The organism is Nocardioides astragali (assembly GCF_024436375.1).
Classification (GTDB): domain Bacteria; phylum Actinomycetota; class Actinomycetes; order Propionibacteriales; family Nocardioidaceae; genus Nocardioides; species Nocardioides astragali.
In genome coordinates this window covers 876,227-897,257 of record NZ_JAFMZM010000002.1, presented here as the reverse complement: position 1 = coordinate 897,257, position 21,031 = coordinate 876,227, and the positions used below count along the sequence as shown (strand labels likewise).

The following is a 21,031-nucleotide window of genomic DNA, read 5'->3' as shown; positions in this document are numbered from 1 at the left end:
TGGCGCGGTCATGAAGTTCGCAGTCCGCTCCCGCCCAGCCCCCAGCCTGCCCGGTGTGCACGGCCCCGCCCGGATCCACCGGCGTACGGCCAGCGTGCTCGGACGCCTGCGCGTCGGTGACATCGCGGTCCTCGACCACGTCGACATGGACCGCGACACCGCCCAGGCCTTGATCGACGCCGGCGTCGTCGCGGTCGTCAACGCCAGCCCCCTGATCTCCGGCCGCTACCCCAACCTGGGGCCGGAACGGTTGGTGGACGCGGGCGTCCTGGTCGTCGACAACGCCGGTGCCGCGGTCTTCGAGCGGCTCAAGGACGGCACGGACATCCGCATCGACGGGGGAGCGATCCACGCCGGGGAGACCCTGGTGGCGACGGCTCGCGAGCTCACTCCCGACGTCGTACGCACCGAGATGGACGAGGCCCGCAGCGGCCTGGCCGCCCAGCTCGAGAGCTTCACCCACAACAGCACCGAGTTCCTGCGCCGCGAGCAGGACCTGCTCCTGCACGGCCACGGCGTGCCGAGGACGTCCACCGAGATCGCCGGGCGTCCGGTCGTCGTCGCGGTCCGTTCGCATGGCTGGGAGGACGAGCTGCGCGGGATCAAGCCGTTCCTGCGTGAGCAGCGCCCGGTCCTGATCGGCGTCGATCGCGGGGCCGACGCGCTCGCCAGCGCGGGGCACCGACCTGACGTCGTCGTCGTGACCGGCGGGAGTGACGACCTCCCCAGCGCCGCAGTCCTGCGCAAGGCCCGCGACGTGGTCGTGCTGGTCGAGCGCGGGGCACCGCGCAGCGCCACCGAGCACTTCGAGCGACTGGGCATCCGACCCCTCCGGTTCGAGACCACCGCCACGACCGAGGACGCCGCCCTCTTGCTGGCCTCGGCGCGCCAGGCCGCCCTGATCGTCGGTGTCGGCATGCACGCGACGCTCGACGAGTTCCTGGACCGGCGCCGGGCGGGGCTCGCCAGCACCTTCCTGACCCGGCTCAAGCTCGGCCCCGACCTCGTCGACGCGGCGGCCCTGCCGCGGCTGTACGACGGCGCCGTGCGCCCGCGCCACCTCCTGGGCGCCCTGGTCGCGGGCGTCCTGGCCGTCGCCGCGGCCGTCAGCGTCACCCCGGTCGGCCAGCAGTGGGTCGACGACGTCGCGCCCTCCGTCTCCAGCACCACGTCCGACCTGTTCGACAACGTCCGAGGAATCCTCCCGTGATCACCCTGCGTCACCACGTCCTGACCATCGTCGCCGTGTTCCTGGGCCTGGCGGCGGGCATCGTCCTGGGCGGTGGTCCGCTGTCGGACGTCGGTCCCACGGTCACGACCGCGTCCCAGGACGAGGACGGCGCGCCCGCCGAGGGGCAGGGGCAGGCCGACTACAGCGAGGCGTTCGTCTCCACGCTCGGCCCGCAGCTGGTCTCCGGTCGACTGGCCGAACGCTCCGTCGCGCTGGTGACGGTCCCAGGAGCCGACGAGCAGGTGGTCACCGCCCTGGGGGAGCAGGTCGCCGCGGCCGGAGGGAGCATCAGCGCCCGCTACGACCTGAGCGAGGACCTTGTCGACCCCGGCCAGAAGTCCCTCGTCGACACGCTCGGCAGCCAGCTTCTGACGCAGCAGGCGGGGGACGACGTCGCCCCGGACGCGTCGACGTACGTCCGGATCGGTCAGCTGATCGGGCTCGCGGTCGCCAGCAAGGCGGCCGAGGGCGAGGACGTCACGGGCAAGTCCCGAGCGATCGTCGACGCGGTGCGCGGCGCGGGCCTGATGGAGGGTCCCGACAAGGTCGACCGGCGCGCGCCGCTGGTGCTGCTGGTGATGGGCACGGACGCCGAGGACGAGGGTGCGGACGCCGTCCTGGCCGGGCTCGTCGAGGGGCTGGCCGCCCAGGCCACCGGAGTCGTCGTGGCCGGCACCCTGCACGACGGCGCGACCGGGCAGCTCCAGCGGCTGCGGGCCGACCCGGCGGCGGCCGCAGTGGCCAGCGTCGACGGAATCGACACCGCGGCCGGTCGCGTGGCCACGATCATCACCCTGCAGCGCTCCCTGACCACGCCGGGCGGGTCGTTCGGTGCGTCGGGTGCCGACGGCGCCGTACCTCTCGGGTAGGATAAAAGCCCGTGAAGAGCCGCACGCCGACCAAGCACGTTTTCGTCACTGGAGGCGTCGCCTCCTCCCTCGGCAAGGGGCTCACCGCCTCCAGCCTGGGCCAGCTGCTGAAGTCGCGCGGCCTCCGCGTGACGATGCAGAAGCTGGACCCCTATCTCAACGTGGATCCGGGCACGATGAACCCGTTCCAGCACGGCGAGGTCTTCGTGACCAACGACGGCGCGGAGACCGATCTCGACATCGGCCACTACGAGCGGTTCCTCGACACGGACCTCAACCAGATCGCCAACGTGACGACCGGCCAGGTCTACTCCACGGTCATCGCCAAGGAGCGCCGCGGCGACTACCTCGGCGACACCGTCCAGGTGATCCCGCACATCACCAACGAGATCAAGGACCGCATCCTCGCGATGGGCGGCCCCGAGATCGACGTGGTCATCACCGAGATCGGCGGCACGGTCGGCGACATCGAGTCCTTGCCGTTCCTCGAGGCCGCCCGGCAGACGCGGCACGAGATCGGTCGCGACAACTGCTTCTTCATCCACGTCTCCCTGGTGCCCTACATCGGCCCGTCGGGCGAGCTCAAGACCAAGCCCACCCAGCACTCGGTGGCGGCCCTGCGCTCGATCGGCATCCAGCCGGACGCGATCGTGTGCCGCGCCGACCGGGAGCTCCCCGACAGCATCAAGCGCAAGATCGCGCTCATGTGCGACGTGGACGACGAGGCCGTCGTGACCGCAGCTGACGCCCCGTCGATCTACGACATCCCGAAGGTGCTGCACCGCGAGGGCCTCGACGCCTATGTCGTACGCCGCCTGGACCTGCCGTTCCGTGACGTGGACTGGACGGCGTGGGACGACCTGCTCCGGCGCGTGCACCATCCGGACGAGGAGGTCACCATCGCCCTCGTCGGCAAGTACGTCGACCTGCCCGACGCCTACCTCTCGCCCGCCGAGGCGCTGCGCGCCGGTGGCTTCGCCCACTCCGCGAAGGTCAACATCCGCTGGGTGGCCTCCGACCTGTGCGAGACCGAGGCCGGGGCGGCCAAGCAGCTCTCCGACGTCGACGCCGTCCTGGTCCCCGGCGGCTTCGGCGTCCGTGGCATCGAGGGCAAGCTCGGCGCGCTGACCTACACCCGCACCCACGGCATCCCGACCCTCGGCCTGTGCCTGGGCCTGCAGTGCATGGTGATCGAGTACGCCCGCAACGTCGCCGGCCTCGGCAAGGCCGGCTCGACGGAGTTCGACCCCGACACGGTCGAGCCGGTGATCTCGACCATCGAGGAGCAGAAGAAGTTCGTCGACGGGGCCGGTGACCTCGGTGGCACGATGCGCCTCGGGCTGCAGCAGGCCGAGCTCATGGAGGGCAGCGTGGTGCGCGCGGCGTACGGCTCCGGAATCGTGGAGGAGCGCCACCGCCACCGCTACGAGTTCAACGACGCCTACCGCGACACCCTCGCCAAGGCCGGCCTGGTGTTCTCCGGCATCAACCCCGAGCTGGGCCTGGTCGAGTTCGTCGAGCTGCCCGCTGACGTGCACCCCTACTACGTCTCCACGCAGGCGCACCCCGAGCTGCGCTCGAGGCCGACACGGCCACACCCGCTCTTCGCGGGCCTCGTGGGCGCCGCGATCGAGCGCCAGCGCTCCGAGCGGTTCCCGATCGACGAGTCGGGCCTGCGCCGCAAGGACGAGGACGACGAGGCCTGAGGGGCGCCCAGCTCGTCGGGCGCGCCGATAGCCTCCGGCCATGGGTGTGTGGAACTTCCTGGTCGAGGGGGTCTCGAGCACCGGCAAGACGTCGGTGTGCGCCGAGCTGCGCCTGCGCGGTCACCACGCCGTCAACGGGGACACCGACCTCGCCTTCCAGGGCCATCCGGGCACGGGAGAGCCGACGTCGGGGGAGCGGTCGCACTGGCACCATCTCTGGCGCGTCGACGACGTGAGGGTCCTCGCCGCTGACCGGAGCCACCGCTTCACCTTCTTCTGTGGCGGCTCGCGGAACGTCCACCAGTTCCTCGACGTGTTCGACGGCGTCTTCGTGCTCACGATCGACGCCGACACTCTCGCCGAACGACTCGACGGACGTTCGGGGGACGAGTTCGGCGCGCTGCCCGAGGAGCGAGAGCTCGTCCTGCGGCTGCACCTGACCGGGGAGGACACCCCCGCGGGCGGCATCCCCGTCGACGCCACCGCATCGCTGGAGCACGTCGTGGACGAGATCCTCGAACGGGCCAGGGCGATCGCTGACCGCGAGGAAGCGCCCGGTCGGGACGACTGAGCGCGAGGAAGCGCCCGGTCAGAGCTGGCGGGCCTGCAGGATCCGGCGCAGCACGAACGAGTTCGACCGGAGCTGGTTGCGGGCGTACGCCATCAGGCTGGAGTCCTCCGCCGCCGCCTCGGCGGCGGCGAGGAACGACGCGTCGCCCGCCCCGAGGGGGTACATCGCGCGGATCGTGAGTCCCTGGTTGAGCAGTCCGCCCTTGAGGGTGTGCAGCTCCTCGAGGTAGCGGTGGGCGAACGGTGCCAGGAGCTCGGCCTGCGCGGGGCGCCAGAACGTCGAGCCCAGGACGAGCGTCTCCCGGCTCGCGGGGACGGCGTAGTCCACGAAGAACGCCTTCCAGACCTCCTCCTTGGCCTCCCGGTCCGGGCGAGCGGCGAGCACCGCCAGGCGCCGCATCCCGGCGTCCGGGTCGGGGTCGGCCTCCAGCAGGGCCTTCACCTTGTCCTCGTCGTAGTCGCCCAGCTCGGCGCGGCGTACGGTCATCCGCCAGGCGAGGTCGAGGTCGGTCGCCTGCTCCGCCGCCGACTCGAGCACGGACCAGTGCTCGTCGGTGGACGCGGAGGCGGCGAGAGTACGGAGCGCGGCCTGCCGGGCGTCCGGCACGTCCACGAGGCCGACGACGGCGTCGGCGAGCCCGCGCAGCAGGTCGGGCGACTCGTCCGCCGGAGCCCACCGGTCGGCGACCTGGAGGGCCTGGCTGAGGAAGGGCTCGATCAGAGCTGGGGAGGTCTCGGTGGACAGCGCCCGGGTGAGCGCTGCGGACACGTCGCGCGGGGCGACGTCACCGAGCAGCAGCAGCTGTCCGGCAGTGGCGGCGACGAGCGCCCGGTCGAGCGGGTCGGTCAGCTGCTGGATGCGCTCCAGCATCTGCCGGAGCGAGGTCGGGTCCGGCTTGACCGCCGCGAACGTGTAGTCGCCGGCGTTGACCAGCCGCAGGTCGCCTGCGGGGAGCTCGACGGACGTACGCGGACCGCTGACCTCGTGGGAGGACCGTCCCACGGCAACCAGGTCGTCACCGGCGGTGTCGAAGACCGCGATGTCGAGGTGGTGCGGGCGCGGCTCCTGGCCGTCGTTGGTCTCGACCAGGAGCTCGTCGCCGACCAGCGAGATGACGTCGGTGCCGGCCTCGTCGAGCCATGACCTGGTCCACTCCGACAGGTCGCGGCCCGAGGCTCGTGAGTAGCAGTCCATGAGGTCGTCGAGACGGGTGTTGGAGAAGGCGTAGCGGCTGAAGTAGTCGCGCAGGCCCTCGACGAACGCGTCCTCGCCGATGTAGGCCACGAGCTGGTGGAGCACGCTCTGGCCCTTGACGTAGGTGATCGCGTCGAAGTTGGACATCGCGGCCGACACGTCGGGGACGTCGCCGCGGATCGGGTGCCGCGCCGGGCTCATGTCCATCTCGTAGGCGGTGCGCTTGGAGGCGGCGAGGAACGTCGCCCACTGGTCGGTGAACTCGCTGGCTCCGGCCATGCCCCAGTTGGCCGCCCACGAGGCGAACGCCTCGTTGAGCCACAGGTCGTCCCACCACTGCATGGTCACCAGGTCGCCGAACCACATGTGCGCCATCTCGTGGAAGATGAACTCGGCGCGGACGCTGCGCTGGGCGTGGGTCGGGGGAGTGCGGAACAGCTGGCCGTCGCCGTAGGTGACGCAGCCCCAGTTCTCCATCGCCCCACCGAGGTTGGGCACGAAGACCTGGTCGTATCGCTCCTGCGGGAACGGGCAGGCGAAGCGCTCGCCGAAGAAGGCCAGGCCCTGGCGGGTCAGGGTGACCAGCTCGTCGAGGTCGCGCTCGAGGACCTTTACCAAGGACTGCCGGCAGTAGAACCCGAGGTCGTAGCCGTCGTGCTGGCGCCGCACCTCGTGGAACGGGCCGGCGTTGACCACCACGACGTACGTCGACAGGCGGGGCGTGTCGGGGAAGGTCCACACCTTGGCGTCCGTGTCCGGCGCGTCCTCGATGGACTCGGGTGCTCCGTTGGAGGTGACCAGCCACGACGAGGGCGCGGTCACCGTGAAGCGGTGCGGGGCCTTGAGGTCGGGCTGGTCGAAGCAGGCCCAGACCCTGCGGGCCTCGTCTGGCTCGAGGCTGGTCCAGACGTAGACGAGCTTGTCCGTCGGGTCGACGGTGCGCAGGATGCCCTCGCCGGTGCCGGTGTTGGTGGTGCTGGCCTCGACGACGAGCACGTTGTCGGCTGCGAGTGCAGGCAGCGGCAGCCGTCCCTCCGCGACTGTCGAGACGTCGAGCTCCGCTCCGTTGAGCGTCGCTCGGCCGACCTCGGCGGCGATGTCGACGAACGTGGTGGCACCGGGCTCGGAGCACGTGAAGGTGATCGTGCTGACGGACGCGAACACGTCGCCCTCGAGCAGACCGGTCATGTCCACCGCGATGTCGTAGCGCTGGACCTCGAGGATGGCTGAGCGGGTGGCTGCTTCGTGCTTGGTCAGGGTGGCCAACGTCATGGGAGCGACCGTACTCACTGTGTCCATCCGCGCTAGCGTGCGGGGCATGTCCGCCCCAACCCCAGATGCCCCGGGAGAACCTGTCGTGGAACCACTGGCCGACCGGCCGATGTCCTGGCCGGTGTTGTCCAGCAAGGACCTGCACCGGGACGAGTGGGTGATGGCCCTGCGGGAGGACGTCATCACGCGTCCGGGCCACCCCGAGCAGTTCAGCCGGCTCAGCCTCGAGCACCCGGGCGCCGTCATCGTGCTGGCGGTCGACGACCAGGAGCGGGTGATGTGCCTGCGGCAGTACCGCCACACCAGCGGCCACGCGTTCGTCGAGCTCCCGGCGGGACTGCGCGACGCCGGTGACGAGCCGGCGGTCGAGACCGCGAAGCGCGAGCTCCGGGAGGAGGTGGAGCTGGAGGCGTCGGAGTGGCGCCAGCTGCTGAGCACCTTCCCGAGCGCCGGCATCACCAACGAGGTGCACGAGATCTTCCTCGCCCGCGGACTCGTGCACGCGGCCCGCGGCGACTTCGAGATGCGCCACGAGGAGGCCGAGATGGAGCACTTCTGGGTGCCCATGGCCGAGCTCCTCGACGCGGTCCTGGAGGGGCGCGTGCGCCAGGGCCCTCTGGCCCAGGCGGTGCTGGCCTACGAAGTGCTCCGGCAGCGCGGGGCCCTCGACGCCTCCTGACGCCTTCTGCGGAGTAGTGTCGCTCCCGCTGTGAGGGGTGCCACACCGTCGTGCTCCCCGGGAACCTCGAGGAGCGAGCCATGAAGGTCGGCGTACCCAAGGAAGTCAAGAACCGCGAGTATCGGGTGGCGTTGACGCCGATCGGGGTGCATGAGCTGGTGCAGCACGGTCACGAGGTGCTGGTGGAGAGGTCTGCGGGTGTGGGGTCGCAGATCGGGGACGAGGAGTACGTCGCCGCGGGTGCCACGATGCTGGAGTCGGCCGACGACGTGTGGGGCGCGGCGGAGATGGTGTTGAAGGTCAAGGAGCCGGTCGCGGAGGAGTACGGGCGGATGCGGGAGGGGCAGACGCTGTTCACCTACCTGCACCTGGCTGCCGACAAGCCTCTGACCGAGGAGCTGTTGGCGCGCAAGGTGACGGCGATCGCCTACGAGACGGTGCAGCTGCCCTCGGGTGGGTTGCCGTTGCTGTATCCGATGTCGGAGGTCGCCGGTTGTCTGGCACCGCAGGTGGGGGCGTATGCGTTGATGAAGGCCAATGGTGGTCGGGGTGTGCTGATGGGTGGCGTCGGTGGGGTGGCGAACGCGAAGGTGGTGATCATCGGGGCCGGGGTGTCGGGGCAGAACGCCGCGAACATCGCGTTGGGCATGGGGGCGGACGTGACGTTGTTGGACACCGACCTGGACAAGCTGCGGATGTCGTTTTGGCGCTACAACAACCGGGTGCACGGGTTGGCGTCGTCGAAGCTGGCGATCGAGCAGCAGGTGATGGAGGCCGACATGGTGATCGGTGCGGTCCTCATCCCGGGCGCGGCCGCGCCGAAGCTCGTCAGCAACGAGCTGGTGTCGCGGATGAAGCCGGGGTCGGTGCTGGTCGACATCGCGATCGACCAGGGTGGTTGTTTCGAGGACTCCCACGCCACCACCCACGACGACCCGACGTATGAGGTGCACGACTCGGTGTTCTACTGCGTGGCCAACATGCCCGGCGCGGTGCCCAACACCTCGACGTACGCGTTGACCAACGCCACTCTTCCCTACGCGGTCGCGTTGGCCGACAGGGGCTGGGAGCAGGCGCTGCGTGAGGACCCGAGCCTCGCCCTGGGTCTCAACACCCATGCCGGGGAGCTCACCAACGCCCCGGTCGGTGCAGCAGTCGGCATCGAGTCAGTGGGACTCGACAGCGTCCTGGGGTGACGACCTGTTGACTGGTGGGGTGACGCTCAGCCGCGCCGTACGCACCTATCTCGACCACCTCGCGGTCGAGCGCGGCCTGGCGGCGAACACGCTCAGCTCCTACCGGCGTGACCTCGGCCGCTACGACGAGTTCCTCGCCTCCCAGGACATCGACGACCTGGACGCGGTCACCGAGTCGACGGTGGCCTCGTTCCTGGTGAGCCTGCGGGAGGGGAGCGAGGGCCATCCACCGCTGAGCGCGACGTCCGCAGCACGGACCGTCGTCGCCGTGCGCGGCTTCCACAAGTTCGCCGTCTCGGACGGGCTCGCGGTCGCGGACCCGGCCGCCGCGGTCAAGCCGCCCACACCCGCCAAGCGGCTCCCCAAGGCGCTGCCGCTGTCCGACGTGGAGGCCATCCTGGAGGCCGCAGGCGCGCCCGACACCGTGCTGGCGTTGCGCGACCGCGCGCTGCTCGAGCTGCTCTACGGCACTGGCGCCCGCATCTCCGAGGCGGTCGGGCTCGACGTCGACGACCTCGACCAGGTCGACGGCACGGTGCTGCTGCGCGGCAAGGGCGGCAAGGAGCGGCTTGTGCCTGTGGGTGGCTACGCCCGTGAGGCGGTGGCCGCCTACCTCACGCGGGCACGACCTGAGCTGGTCGGGACGGGGCGCGGCGGACCGGCGATGTTCATGAACTCGCGCGGCGGGAGGCTGTCGCGGCAGAGTGCCTGGGCGGTGCTGGTGAAGGCTGCCGAGCGGGCCGGGGTGACGGCCTCCGTCTCGCCGCACACGCTGCGCCACTCGTTCGCCACCCACCTCCTCGACGGGGGCGCGGACGTGCGTGTGGTGCAGGAGCTGCTCGGCCACGCGTCCGTGACGACGACCCAGGTCTACACGCTCGTCACGGTCGACAACCTGCGCGAGGTCTTCGCCACCGCTCACCCACGGGCACGCGAATGATCACCCCATGCGAAGGGAGAGCTTCGCTGTGCTTCGCACAGGGGCCCGAATGAGCACCCGGCTGAGGCTGCTGGACGGGGTGTCCTGGGACGGCGTGGCGCTGCCGGGGGAACGGGTGGGGGCGCTGCTCGCCGCGCTGACGGGGGAGCCCGCTGGCGTGAGCGACGGCCGGCTCGTGGAGGAGATCTGGCCCGATGCCGAGCCGGTCCACCCCGCCAAGGCGCTCCAGGTGCTCGTCTCGCGCACCCGCTCGGCAACATCGGCCGCGACGATCCAGCGGCTCGAGGGTGGCTACCGGCTCGGCCTCGCCGACGACGACGTCGACGCCCGGTCGCAGCACGCGTCGCTCTCGGCTGCGCGGGCAGCACTCGCCGCCGGTGACGCCGGTGAGGCCTTCCGACTCGCCTCGGCCGCGGCCGAGGTCCAGGTGGGGCCGTCCGGTGCCACGGGGCCGCTGGCCGACCTGCGTCACGCGGCTGCGGGACGTCGTACGACGGCTCAGGACGTGGCAGCGCTCGCAGCGTCGCGCCTGGGACGGCACGCCGACGCCTACGACGGACTCGTGGCGGCCCACCGGCGCCGGCCCGACGACACCGAGACACTGGTGGCGCTGCTGCGGGCCGAAGCAGTCACGGCCGGGCCGGCGACGGCGCTCGCCCGCTACGAGGACTACCGCGCCGACCTGTCCGACCGGCTGGGTGTCGACCCCGACCCGGTGCTCCAGCGGGTGCACACCGAGCTGCTCGCCGCCGACGACCCGGTGCGCACGGGGTTGCGCTTCGACGGCGCCGGGCTGCTCGGCCGCAACCAGGACCTCGATCGGCTGCGGGGTGCGCTCGCGTCCGCCCGGCTCGTGACCGTCCTCGGACCCGGAGGCATCGGCAAGACCAGCATCGCCCAGGTGCTGGCCCGGGAGTCGCGGCTGCCCCACGTGCACGTGGTGGAGCTGGTGGGTGTGGGTGCCGGCGACGACGTCGTCGCGACCGTCGGTGCGGCGCTCGGCGTACGAGGCTCGGTCACCACGCGGCTCCCCCTGACGGCGGGGCAGCAGGCCGACGTCCGGGGACGCCTCGCCCAGGAGCTCGACGCCGGCCCGACACTGCTCGTGCTCGACAACTGCGAGCACGTGCTGGAGCCCGTCGCGGCCCTGGTCGCCTTCCTCCTGGCCACGACCCGCGACCTCCAGGTGCTGGCCACGAGCCGGGCGCCGCTGAGGCTGGCCGCCGAGCACGCGGTCCAGCTGAGCCAGCTCTCGGTGATCGACGCCGAGGCGCTCTTCGTCAGGCGGGCCTCCGCCACCCGTCCGGAGGCGGCACTGGATCCCGTCGCGGTGCGACAGGTCGTCGACCGCCTCGACGGGCTGCCGCTGGCCGTCGAGCTCGCCGCGGCGCGCGTCCGCACGATGACCGTGGCGGAGGTCGCCGCGGCCCTCGACGACCGCTTCGCCACCCTTCGCAGCCGTGACCGCGGCACCCCCGACCGGCACCGCACCCTGGAGGCGGTGATCGCGTGGTCGTGGGACCTCCTCGCGGGCGACGAGCAGGGCGCCCTGGCCTGGCTCTCGGTGTTCCAGGACGGCGTCGACCGTGCCACTGCGGTGACGGTGCTCGGGCCGGAGGGGTCCGACCTGCTCGACGGACTGGTGGAGCAGTCGCTGCTGGTGCTCACCGAGGACGGTGCCACGGCGCGCTTCCGGGCGCTGGAGACGATCCGCGAGTTCGCCGCGGCACAGCTGGTCCGGTCCGGCGAGCACGACGCAGCCGTGGACGCCCAGCAGCGCTGGGCGGGTGACCTGGCCGATCGGTCCGCGAACCTCGTCGTCGCCGACGACCAGGTCGACCTCGTGGGCATCCTGGTCCGCGAGCAGAACAACCTCACCGACGTGCTCCGCCACGCGCTCGCCGTCGGCGACCGCGAGCTCGTGGCGCGCCTCGTGGCCCTGCTGGGCAGTCTGTGGACGATCACAGGCGACCAGCCGAGGATCTTCGCGGTGTGCGACGCCGCGACGGAGCTGCTGACGGGGTGGGACGTCCCGGACGGCCTGCACCGGCACGCCCAGGATGCGGCGGGCGTGCTGATGATCCACCTCAGCTGGATGCCCGGCGTGGAGCTGGGCGGGCTGCGGCGCCTGCTCCTGCAGGGCGGGACGCCCACCGGCACCTGGGGCCTCATCGCGTACACGGCCTACGTCGCCGACGACCCGGTCGACGCACCGACCCGGCTCGTGCGCGCGGCTGCGGAGGCCCCTCCAGCGCTGGCCGGCGCGCTGCTGATGTGGGCCGCGATCGTCGCCGAGAACGCCGGCGACGTGGACGCTGCCCGCCGGCACGCCGAGGCCGCGCTGGACCGCGGAGCCCTGCCTCCCTACCTCCTCGCGTCGCTGCACGCGGAGCTCAGCCAGCTGGCGATGGCAGTGGGGGACCACCACGACGCCGCGCACCACGCGGAGATCGCCTGGCCGCTGCTCGCGCAGGTGCACTCCCACACCGACTCCTACAGCCTCCAGGTGGCCACAGCGATGGCCCCGCTCCTCGACGGTGAGGTGGACCGTGCCGAGGAGCTGCTCGCATCGTTCGGGCCGCCCGACGGGGAGAGCTCGCAGATGGGGGCGCGCATGGTCTGGCAGACCGCGCACGCCGAGGTCGCGCTGGCCCGGGGCGACGTCGAGGAAGCCCTGCGCCGCTACGACGCCAACGTCGACACAGTGCTCGAGCTCGAGGCTCCGGCAGGGATCAATCCCTGGTTGGTGCTGGCCGCCTCGGCCGCCCTCGTGGCGCGGGCACGGCACGGGTCCGGTGCGCCCGACGCGCGGGCCGACGAGCTGCGCGACCTCGTGCTGGACAGCGGCGGAGAGACCCCGGACGGTGCCCTGTGGTTCACCGACCTCCCGCTCAACGGCGTACTGCTGGTCGCGCTGGCGGCCTGGACCCTGCGCCTCGGACCCCCGGAGCAGCACGACGACGCCCTCTGGCTCCTGGCGATCGCCCACCGGTGGGCCTACAACCGCAGCATCCCGGTGCTGGCTTGGGAGCCCCTGGTCGAGCTCGCGGACGCGCGGGCGCCGGGACGCGTCGGCCAGCTCGTCGTCGAGCTGGCCGAGCGGCCCGGCCACGACCTGCTGGCGAGCGCCGCCGAGATCGTGCAGCGACTGCGGTGCGCGTGGGTCACATCTTCTTGAAGCGCCGCACCGACAGCGGGGCGAAGACCGCCACCACCACGGCACAGCCCAGGAGGGCCCAGCCGACCGACCCGGTGACCTGACCGTCGTTGGCGAGGTCGCGAAGGGCCGTGATGACCAGCGACACCGGGTTGACCTCCGCGAACGCCTCGAGCGGGCGAGGCATCGTGTCGGTCGGCACGAAGGCGTTGGACAGGAACGTCAGCGGGAACATCACGAGCAACGAGATGCCCTGGACGCCCTGCGCGTTGCGCCCGACCAGGCCGAAGAACGTGAAGATCCAGGCCAGCGACCAGCCGGCCAGCACCGCCAGCAGGACGGCGCCCGCGACTCCGGTGAACCCGCCACCGGGCCGGTAGCCGATCACGATCCCCACACCGAAGGTGAGAACTGCCGCGATGAAGTAGCGCAGCATGTCGGCGACCATCGGGCCGGCGAGGGGTGCGATCCGAGCGATGGGGAGCACCTTGAAGCGGTCGAAGACGCCCGAGTCGAGGTCCTGCCGCAGCTGTACGCCGGTGGCGACGCACGCGGTCAGCACGGTCTGCCCGATGAGGCCGGGGATGATGTGCGGGAGGTAGCTTCCCACGTCGCCGGAGATCGCCCCGCCGAAGATGTAGGCGAACATCGCCGTGAAGATGAGCGGCTGGATGGTGACGTCGAACATCACCTCCAGGCTGCGCCGCATCTTCACCGTCGCACGCCACGCCAGCGTCATGGTCTGGGACACGGTGTCGGCGAGGCTGACGCGGGCGGGGAGCTCCATCAGCTCGGGGGCGACGGGTGTCGTCTGGGTGGTGGTCATCGGACTGCCTCGATCCGGTCGGCGCCGCGGTCGGCTCCGGCGGTGGTGTCGGGTGACTGCTCGGGGCCGGCGTCGTGCCCGGTCAGGGCGAGGAACACCTCGTCGAGGGAGGGCTTCTGCACCGTCACGGACTCGATCGCGACCCCCCGGTCCCGCAGGGCCACGAGGACGTCGACGGACTGGTCGGTCCGCTGGAGCGGGATGTTGACCCGCCGCGACTCGGGGGTGAGCACGGGCGCCTCGCCGAGCATCCGCTCGGCCAGGTCCGCGGTCGCCGCCAGGTCGGCCACGTCGACCAGCTCGAGCTGGAGGGTGGCGCGGCCGACCGAGGACTTGAGCTCGTCGGCGGTGCCCTCGGCGACCTTGGTGCCGTGGTCGATGACCGCGATCCGGTCGGCCAGCTGGTCGGCCTCCTCGAGGTACTGGGTGGTGAGGAGCACGGTGCTTCCCTCGCTGACCAGCTCGCGGATGGTGTCCCACATCTGGCCCCGGGTGCGGGGGTCCAGGCCGGTGGTCGGCTCGTCGAGGAAGATCAACGGTGGGCGCGTGATGAGGCTGGCGGCGAGGTCGAGCCGGCGGCGCATGCCGCCCGAGAAGGCGGAGATGGGCTTCGCCGCTGCAGCGGTGAGGTCGAACTGCTCAAGGAGGTGCCGGCCCCGCTGCCGTGCCTCGATCCGGCCCAGGCCCTGGAGCCGGGCGAAGAGCCACAGGTTCTCGGTGGCGGTGAGGTTCTCGTCGACGGAGGCGTACTGGCCGGTGACGCCGAGCAGCTGACGGACCAGGTGGGGCTCGGTGTGGACGTCGTGTCCGAACACCTCGGCCTGGCCACCGTCGAGGGGGAGGAGGGTGGCAAGCATCTTGAGCATGGTCGTCTTGCCGGCGCCGTTGGGTCCGAGGACGCCGAAGACCTCGCCTCGGTGGACCTCGAGGTCGACGCCGTCGACGGCTCGCTGGTCCCCGAAGGTCTTGACGAGGCCCTCGGCCCGCACGGCCGGCGCCGGGGTGGGTGTGGAGGTGGGTGATGAGTTCATGCCGGGCAGCGTGGGGCAGGCTGCTTTCACCGCGGTTTCACGGCGCCGTCGCGCCGCAGTCACGCCGCCTGCGCCGGTCTCAGGGCCAGGTGGTTGGATCGGGGCATGCGCCTCGACACCCGGGTCCCCACCGGGGCCGACGCGGACGAGGTCTACGACGCCTTCGCCTCGTGGGTCCTCGACCAGGGCCTGGCGCTCTACCCGCACCAGGACGAGGCGGTCATCGAGATCCTGGGCGGCAACCACGTCATCCTCGCGACCCCGACCGGCTCGGGGAAGTCGCTGGTCGCCGTCGGCGCGCACGTCGCCGCCCTCGCGCAGGACAAGGTGAGCTTCTACACCGCGCCCATCAAGGCACTCGTGAGCGAGAAGTTCTTCGCCCTCATCGAGGTCTTTGGCGCCGACAACGTCGGCATGCTGACCGGCGACGCGGCCGTCAACCCCGATGCCCCGATCATCTGCTGCACCGCCGAGGTGCTGGCCAACATCGCTTTGCGCGAGGGAAGCGCCGCCGACGTCGGCCTGGTGGTGATGGACGAGTTCCACTTCTACTCCGAGCACGACCGGGGCTGGGCCTGGCAGGTCCCGCTGCTGGAGCTGGTGGACGCGCAGTTCCTGCTGATGTCGGCGACGCTGGGCGACGTCTCCTTCTTCGTCGAGGACCTCGCGCGCCGCACCGGCCGCGCGACAGCCGTCGTCGACGACGCCGAGCGGCCGGTGCCGCTGAGCTTCCGCTGGTCGATGGAGCCGCTGGACGACACCTTGGAGGAGCTGGTCACGACGGGGCAGGACCCGGTCTACGTCGTCCACTTCACCCAGGCCGCCGCCGTCGAGCACGCGACCAACCTGCTGAAGTCGCGTCTGGGCGCGGCCAGCGGGGGGCTGAAGGTCGACAAGGAGGCGATCGCCGAGCGGATCGGGGCATTCCGGTTCGGTGCGGGCTTCGGCAAGACCCTGTCGCGGCTGGTCCGCAGCGGGATCGGGGTCCACCACGCCGGGATGCTGCCCAAGTACCGCCGCCTCGTGGAGACCCTCGCCCAAGCTGGGCTCCTGCGGGTCATCTGCGGCACCGACACCCTCGGCGTCGGGATCAACGTGCCGATCCGCACGGTGCTGTTCACCGGTCTGGCGAAGTTCGACGGCAACCGGATGCGGGTGCTCCGGACGCGGGAGTTCCAGCAGATCGCCGGCCGGGCCGGTCGCGCCGGCTACGACACGGCCGGCTACGTCGTCGTACAGGCTCCCGACTTCGTGATCGAGAACGAGCAGGCGAAGGCCAAGATCGCCGCGCGCCAGGCGGCCGGGAAGAAGAAGTCGAAGGCCCAGCTCAAGAAGGCGCCCGAGGGCACGGTCGTGTGGACCGAGCAGACCTTCGACAAGCTGGTGGCCGGAGTGCCGGAGCGGCTCACGAGCCGGATGAAGGTCGACAACGCGATGCTCGTGAACGTCGTGGCGCGCGAGGAGGACGCCTTCGCGGTCATGCACCGCCTGGTCATGGACAACCACGAGGAGCGCCGCGGTCGACTGCGGCTCGCCCGCCGGGCCCTGCGGCTGTCACGCTCCCTGCTCCGCACCGGCATCGTCACCCGGCTGGACGAGGTCGACCGCTTCGGTCGCCGGTTCGTGCTGACGGTGGACCTGCCGGTCGACTTCGCGCTCAACCAGCCGCTGTCGCACTTCGCCCTGGCCGCCTTCGACGTGCTCGACCCGGAGTCGGAGACCTACGGCGTCGACGTGGTCTCCGTGGTCGAGGCGGTCCTCGAGGCGCCGCGCCAGATCCTGATGGCCCAGCAGCACGCCGCGCGCGGTGAGGCCATCGGTGAGATGAAGGCCGACGGCATCGAGTACGACGAACGGATGGCGCTGCTGGAGCAGATCACGTGGCCCCAGCCGCTGCGCGAGCTCCTCGAGGCGCTCTACGAGACCTATCGGCAGACCCATCCGTGGCTGCACGACGACGCCCTCTCCCCGAAGTCGATCGTGCGGGAGATGTGGGAGAACGGCATGGGGTTCACCGACTTCGTCGGCCGCTACCAGCTCGCCCGCTCCGAGGGCCTGGTCCTGCGCTACCTCACCGACGCCTACCGGACGTTGCGCCAGACGGTGCCCGAGGCGCACCGGGCCCCTGAGGTCGAGGACGTGATCGAGTGGCTGGGGGAGACGGTGCGACAGACCGACTCCTCGCTGCTCGACGAGTGGGAGGCCCTCTCCGACCCCGACCACGCCTCCAGCGCGGTCGCGCACCACGAGCCACCACCGCCGCCACGGCCGCTGTCGCGGCAGGAGCGCCCGTTCCGGGTGATGCTGCGCAACGCCATGTGGGCCCGCGTCGACGCGGTCTCGCGTGACGACCTGGACACCTTGGTCCGGCTCGAGCGAGCCGCCGCCGACCGCACGGACCCGCCCCGCCAGGTCGTCGTGGGACGGTCGGTCTGGGACGCGGCACTCGAGGACTACTACGCCGACCACGACTCGGTGCTCATCGACGGCGACGCCCGTGGACCCGAGCTGCTGGTGGTGGGGGAGGAGCGCACCGGCCACCCCGTCGGGGCGGAGGAGGACACGACCTCGCGGGTGCGTGACGTACGCCAGACGATCCACGACCCCGCGGGCGACCACGACTGGGTCATCGAGGCGGTCGTGGACTGCGACGCCACCGACGAGGCCGGAGAGCTCGTCCTGGCGACTGTGGCGATGCGTCGCCTCTGAGCGCGACACGCCAGAGGCACACGAACCTCTCGGTCCCCCGTGCCACGCCATCAGCTTCCCCAATTCTGGGGGCGACGACCTCCACCCCTCGGCATAGCGTGCAGAGGATCGGACTTTTCGCGTGGGGGTGAGGCAGATGCAGGACGAACGGCCAGACCGCGACCAAGCGCCCGACGCCGGAGAGGACGCCAGCCCGCCAGCCGCCGACGCGCAGGACCCTCAGCCCGACGAGGTCGACGAGATCGATGAGTGGCGGGAGCCGGAGAATGCCGACTGGCTGACGGAGCCATCGCCGCAACGCCTGGGGTGGTCCGCGCTGGCCGGCACCTTCATCCTCGGTGTCGTGACGAGTCTCATCGTGGTGCTGACCTGGCAGATGGTCACCGGCGACGACGCTGAAGGGGGCTCGACCGACGGGACCAGGCTCGCCGGGAGGAGTGAGCCCCTCGACGGAACCTCAGACACGGGGACTCCCGACACCGGTACCTCCGACACCGGCGTCACAGCCTCGCCCGATCGTCCGTTCGCTACTCGGCTCTCGCGCTGCGCGAGCGCTTCGCGGACCATCGCGGGCGTGCTCCAGGCAGCCCAGCCCTCGCTCGACCAGTGGGCCGTGCACGTCGGCGCGATGAACAAGCTGGTCGTCGGCGAGATCACGCTGCCGCAGGCGACGGCCTTCTGGAACCGGACCAGGGTGGGGGCCCAGCGCCGGGTCGCGGACTTCCGCGAGGCCATGCGGACCTTGCGGCTACGTGGCGTGGACTGTCCGAGCCCCGCCCTGCTGGCTCCCGGCGCGCAAGCACTCCCCGCGTGCGCCCAGCAGGTGGAGGCGGAGATCGGCGTCGTCCGCGCTGCATCGAGATCCATCGACACGTGGGACCAGCACGTCCAGCACATGGACATGATGCTCCTGGGTGAGCTCTCCCCGGAGGACGCCACCCGGATGTGGTTGTCCATGTGGCAACAGGGCGTGCGCGACCTCGACGCCTACAAGGCAGCAGCTCGCGAGGCGAGTCAGCTGGACGGATGCGCCCGGATCGGTTCAGCCCGGTGACGGCGCGGCACTGACCGACCCGATTCGCCCGCCCCAGGTAGGACCATCGCGACTCGTCGCCGGCACGGCTGAGGAGTGCACAGGGTTGTGCACAGGCGGGCTCCGCCTGTGCACGGGACCGGGGCGTCGTACACAGATTTCGGCAGGTGCCTGTGGGACTGGCCCGCGATGTTGTGGGGGCGGTGCAGCGGTCCTACAGTCGCGCGAAGCCGTTCGGAGAACTGTCGACGTGTCGACAAAGCTCGGGCCCTTCGGCGTGATCCAATCGAAGGCAAGTCGATGCGTGAAGGAGCTGACATGAGCGGTGCGGCATTTTCCGGTTCCAACGTCGGGAGCAGTGCGTCCGAGATGCCGCCGATGGTCCGACCACCGCAGCCGACCCCGTCCGCCCAGCCCGGTCCTTCCCCCCGAGACGAGCACCCCGTGACCCAGCCGATCCCCTTCGAGCGCCCGACAGCAGAGCGGGCGACCGCGACCACCCTCGACATCCAGGACCCGGCGCCCCTCGGTGCCACCGGTCGTCCGATGCCGGTGTTCCCCGAGCCGATCCCGCTGACCCGGCACGGTGGGGCGCGCGTCGTCTCGATGTGCAACCAGAAGGGCGGTGTCGGCAAGACCACCACCACGATCAACCTCGGCGCCTCGCTGGCCGAGTTCGGTCGCAAGGTGCTTCTGGTCGACTTCGACCCGCAGGGCTCCCTCTCGGTGGGCCTGGGGCTCAATCCGCACGAGATGGACCTGACGATCTACAACCTCCTGATGGATCGCGAGGTCGAGATCGACGACGTCGTGGTGCCCTCGGGCATCGAGGGCATGGACCTGCTGCCCTCCAACATCGACCTGTCCGCGGCCGAGGTGCAGCTGGTGCACGAGGTCGCTCGCGAGCAGACCCTGCAGCGGGTGCTGGCCCCCGCACTCGAGAAGTACGACGTCATCCTGATCGACTGCCAGCCCTCGCTCGGGCTGCTGACGGTCAACGCGCTGACGGCGTCCGACGGCGTCATCGTGCCGCTGGAGTGCGAGTACTTCGCCCTGCGCGGCGTGGCGCTGCTGAAGACCACGATCGACAAGGTCCGCGAGCGGCTCAACCCCAAGCTGGAGATCGACGGCGTGCTCGGCACGATGTTCGACGGTCGCACCCTGCACAGCCGCGAGGTGATGGAGAGGCTGGTCTCGGCGTGGGGCGACACGGTGTTCCACACCGTCATCCGCCGGACCGTGAAGTTCTCCGACGCCACCGTCGCCGGCGAGCCGATCACGTCGTACGCCTCGTCCTCGACCGGCGCCGACCACTACCGCCAGCTGGCGAAGGAGGTGCTCACCCGGTGGCCCGCCGAGTGAGCATGCCGGCCGCGGACGACCTGTTCCGGCCGACATCCGACGCCGAGTCGCCCGCACCCGACCAGCGCCCCCGTCGCGTCCGGGCGGTTGCTGACGACACAGCGGCCGACGTGGTGGGCACCGACCCCGGGCCCAAGCGCCCGAGTGGGCGCGTACGCCACGACGAGAAGATGACGGTCTACGTCACCGCTGACGAGCTGCTCGACATCGAGCACGCCCGGCTGACCCTGCGCCGCCACGGACTGGCGGTCGACCGGGGACGCCTGGTGCGCGAGGCCCTGGCGCTCGTGCTCGCCGACCTCGAGACGCAGGGCGCCGACAGCCCCCTGGTCCAGCGACTGCTGGACGAGTGAGCGCCACGACCGACCTCGCTCCCGGCGCGGCCGCGCTCGAGCCGGGGAGCGAGGCCCCGGCGTTCGCGGTGCGACTGGACAACTTCGAGGGCCCCTTCGACCTCCTGCTCGGGCTGATCGCCAAGCACAAGCTCGACATCACCGAGGTGGCGCTCTCCCAGGTCACCGACGAGTTCATCGCCCACGTCAAGACGCTCGACGACGCATGGGACCTCGAGCAGACGACCTCGTTCCTGGTCGTCGCCGCCACCCTGCTCGACCTCAAGGCGGCGCGCCTGCTGCCGCAGGGTGACGTGGAGGACGAGGAGGACCTCGCCCTGCTGGAGGCTCGCGACCTGTTGTTCGCGCGGCTCATGCAGTACCGCGCGTTCAAGCTGGTGGCCTCGGTGTTCGAGGACCGGCTCGCGTCCGAGTCGCGCCGCCACCCGCGGGCGGTCGGGCTGGAGGAGAGGTTCGCGAGCCTGCTGCCCGAGGTGCTCATCGGGATCGGGCTCGAGCAGTTCGCGCAGCTCGCCGCCCGGGCGATGGAGCCCAAGCCGGTCCTGGAGGTCTCGCTCCACCACATCCATGCCGCCAAGGTGAGCGTGCGAGAGCAGGCGCAGCTCGTGGTCGACCGCCTGCGACGCGGCGGCACGATGACGTTCCGCGCCCTGTGCGGTGACTCTCCCGACCGCCTCACCACAGTGGCGCGCTTCCTCTCCCTCCTCGAGCTCTTCCGCGAGGGTGCCGTGTCCTTCGACCAGGTGACCCCGCTCGGTGAGCTGACCGTCCGCTGGACCGGTGCGGAGGACGGGGACGTGGAGATCCACGACGAATTCGACGGGGCTCCGCCGTCCGACGATGATGCAGACATGCCGTCCGCCGATGACCTGGCGGACGAGCCCGCGGGGGACAAGTGAGGG

Annotated in this window: 16 protein-coding genes; 13 read left to right on the top strand and 3 right to left on the bottom strand. The window is 71.2% G+C overall.

Annotated features, from left to right (window positions below):
* The first annotated feature begins 10 nt into the window (after positions 1-10).
* From steA to J3P44_RS09125, 4 genes are read left to right on the top strand one after another with little or no spacing between them, the layout of a single operon-like run.
* Entirely contained in the window at positions 11-1,210 is a 1,200-nt protein-coding gene (steA, locus tag J3P44_RS09140; RefSeq protein WP_255889996.1) for a putative cytokinetic ring protein SteA, read from the top strand.
* Entirely contained in the window at positions 1,207-2,100 is an 894-nt protein-coding gene (locus J3P44_RS09135) for a copper transporter (RefSeq protein ID WP_255889995.1), read from the top strand. Before steA ends, J3P44_RS09135 begins: the two co-directional genes overlap by 4 nt.
* A gap of 11 nt (positions 2,101-2,111) precedes the next feature.
* The gene (gene pyrG / locus J3P44_RS09130) at positions 2,112-3,806 is read left to right on the top strand and encodes a CTP synthase (protein ID WP_255889994.1); all 1,695 of its coding nucleotides are present in this window, start codon (positions 2,112-2,114) and stop codon (positions 3,804-3,806) included.
* A 40-nt stretch (positions 3,807-3,846) separates the two neighbouring features.
* Entirely contained in the window at positions 3,847-4,377 is a 531-nt protein-coding gene (locus J3P44_RS09125) for a nucleoside kinase (protein ID WP_255889993.1), read from the top strand.
* 18 nt (positions 4,378-4,395) lie between these two features.
* On the opposite strand, the gene pepN is transcribed toward J3P44_RS09125, so the two are convergent.
* On the bottom strand, positions 4,396-6,843 hold the full coding sequence (pepN, locus tag J3P44_RS09120; protein ID WP_255889992.1) for an aminopeptidase N: 2,448 nt from the start codon (positions 6,841-6,843) through the stop codon (positions 4,396-4,398).
* A 46-nt stretch (positions 6,844-6,889) separates the two neighbouring features.
* Between pepN and J3P44_RS09115 the strand changes: the two genes are divergently transcribed.
* The 4 genes from J3P44_RS09115 to J3P44_RS09100 all read left to right on the top strand — a co-directional run bounded on the left by J3P44_RS09115 (position 6,890) and on the right by J3P44_RS09100 (position 12,836).
* Positions 6,890-7,522, top strand: coding sequence for an NUDIX domain-containing protein (locus tag J3P44_RS09115; RefSeq protein WP_255889991.1), 633 nt, complete (start codon positions 6,890-6,892; stop codon positions 7,520-7,522).
* 80 nt (positions 7,523-7,602) lie between these two features.
* Positions 7,603-8,718, top strand: a complete 1,116-nt coding sequence (gene ald / locus J3P44_RS09110; protein WP_255889990.1) for an alanine dehydrogenase — start codon at positions 7,603-7,605, stop codon at positions 8,716-8,718.
* 19 nt (positions 8,719-8,737) lie between these two features.
* Complete coding sequence (xerD, locus tag J3P44_RS09105) at positions 8,738-9,658, top strand: site-specific tyrosine recombinase XerD (protein ID WP_255889989.1); 921 nt, start codon at positions 8,738-8,740, stop codon at positions 9,656-9,658.
* A 49-nt stretch (positions 9,659-9,707) separates the two neighbouring features.
* A complete protein-coding gene (locus tag J3P44_RS09100; RefSeq protein WP_255889988.1) occupies positions 9,708-12,836 on the top strand; it encodes an ATP-binding protein in 3,129 nt (1,042 codons plus the stop codon).
* On the opposite strand, the gene J3P44_RS09095 is transcribed toward J3P44_RS09100, so the two are convergent.
* Together J3P44_RS09095 and J3P44_RS09090 are read right to left on the bottom strand one after the other, a co-directional pair.
* Positions 12,823-13,641 (bottom strand): ABC transporter permease, encoded by an 819-nt coding sequence (locus J3P44_RS09095; protein WP_255889987.1) that lies wholly within the window; start codon positions 13,639-13,641, stop codon positions 12,823-12,825. The genes J3P44_RS09100 and J3P44_RS09095 overlap by 14 nt on opposite strands.
* Positions 13,638-14,672 carry an ATP-binding cassette domain-containing protein gene (locus J3P44_RS09090; protein ID WP_255889986.1) on the bottom strand — a complete coding sequence of 345 codons (1,035 nt, stop codon included), beginning with the start codon at positions 14,670-14,672 and terminating at the stop codon, positions 13,638-13,640. The genes J3P44_RS09095 and J3P44_RS09090 overlap by 4 nt, the downstream gene beginning before the upstream one ends.
* Before the next feature lie 105 nt (positions 14,673-14,777).
* On the opposite strand from J3P44_RS09090, the gene J3P44_RS09085 reads away from it, so the two are divergent.
* The 5 genes from J3P44_RS09085 (at position 14,778) to J3P44_RS09065 (ending at position 21,028) form a co-directional block, all read left to right on the top strand.
* The gene (locus tag J3P44_RS09085) at positions 14,778-17,381 is read left to right on the top strand and encodes a DEAD/DEAH box helicase (RefSeq protein WP_255889985.1); all 2,604 of its coding nucleotides are present in this window, start codon (positions 14,778-14,780) and stop codon (positions 17,379-17,381) included.
* A 136-nt stretch (positions 17,382-17,517) separates the two neighbouring features.
* Positions 17,518-18,435: a hypothetical protein gene (locus tag J3P44_RS09080; protein WP_255889984.1), complete on the top strand. Its 918-nt coding sequence runs from the start codon at positions 17,518-17,520 to the stop codon at positions 18,433-18,435.
* A gap of 423 nt (positions 18,436-18,858) precedes the next feature.
* The gene (locus tag J3P44_RS09075; protein WP_308212243.1) at positions 18,859-19,776 is read left to right on the top strand and encodes a ParA family protein; all 918 of its coding nucleotides are present in this window, start codon (positions 18,859-18,861) and stop codon (positions 19,774-19,776) included.
* The gene (locus J3P44_RS09070; RefSeq protein WP_255889983.1) at positions 19,761-20,129 is read left to right on the top strand and encodes a hypothetical protein; all 369 of its coding nucleotides are present in this window, start codon (positions 19,761-19,763) and stop codon (positions 20,127-20,129) included. The genes J3P44_RS09075 and J3P44_RS09070 overlap by 16 nt, the downstream gene beginning before the upstream one ends.
* Complete coding sequence (locus J3P44_RS09065) at positions 20,126-21,028, top strand: segregation and condensation protein A (protein ID WP_372496513.1); 903 nt, start codon at positions 20,126-20,128, stop codon at positions 21,026-21,028. Before J3P44_RS09070 ends, J3P44_RS09065 begins: the two co-directional genes overlap by 4 nt.
* The last annotated feature ends 3 nt before the right edge of the window (positions 21,029-21,031 follow it).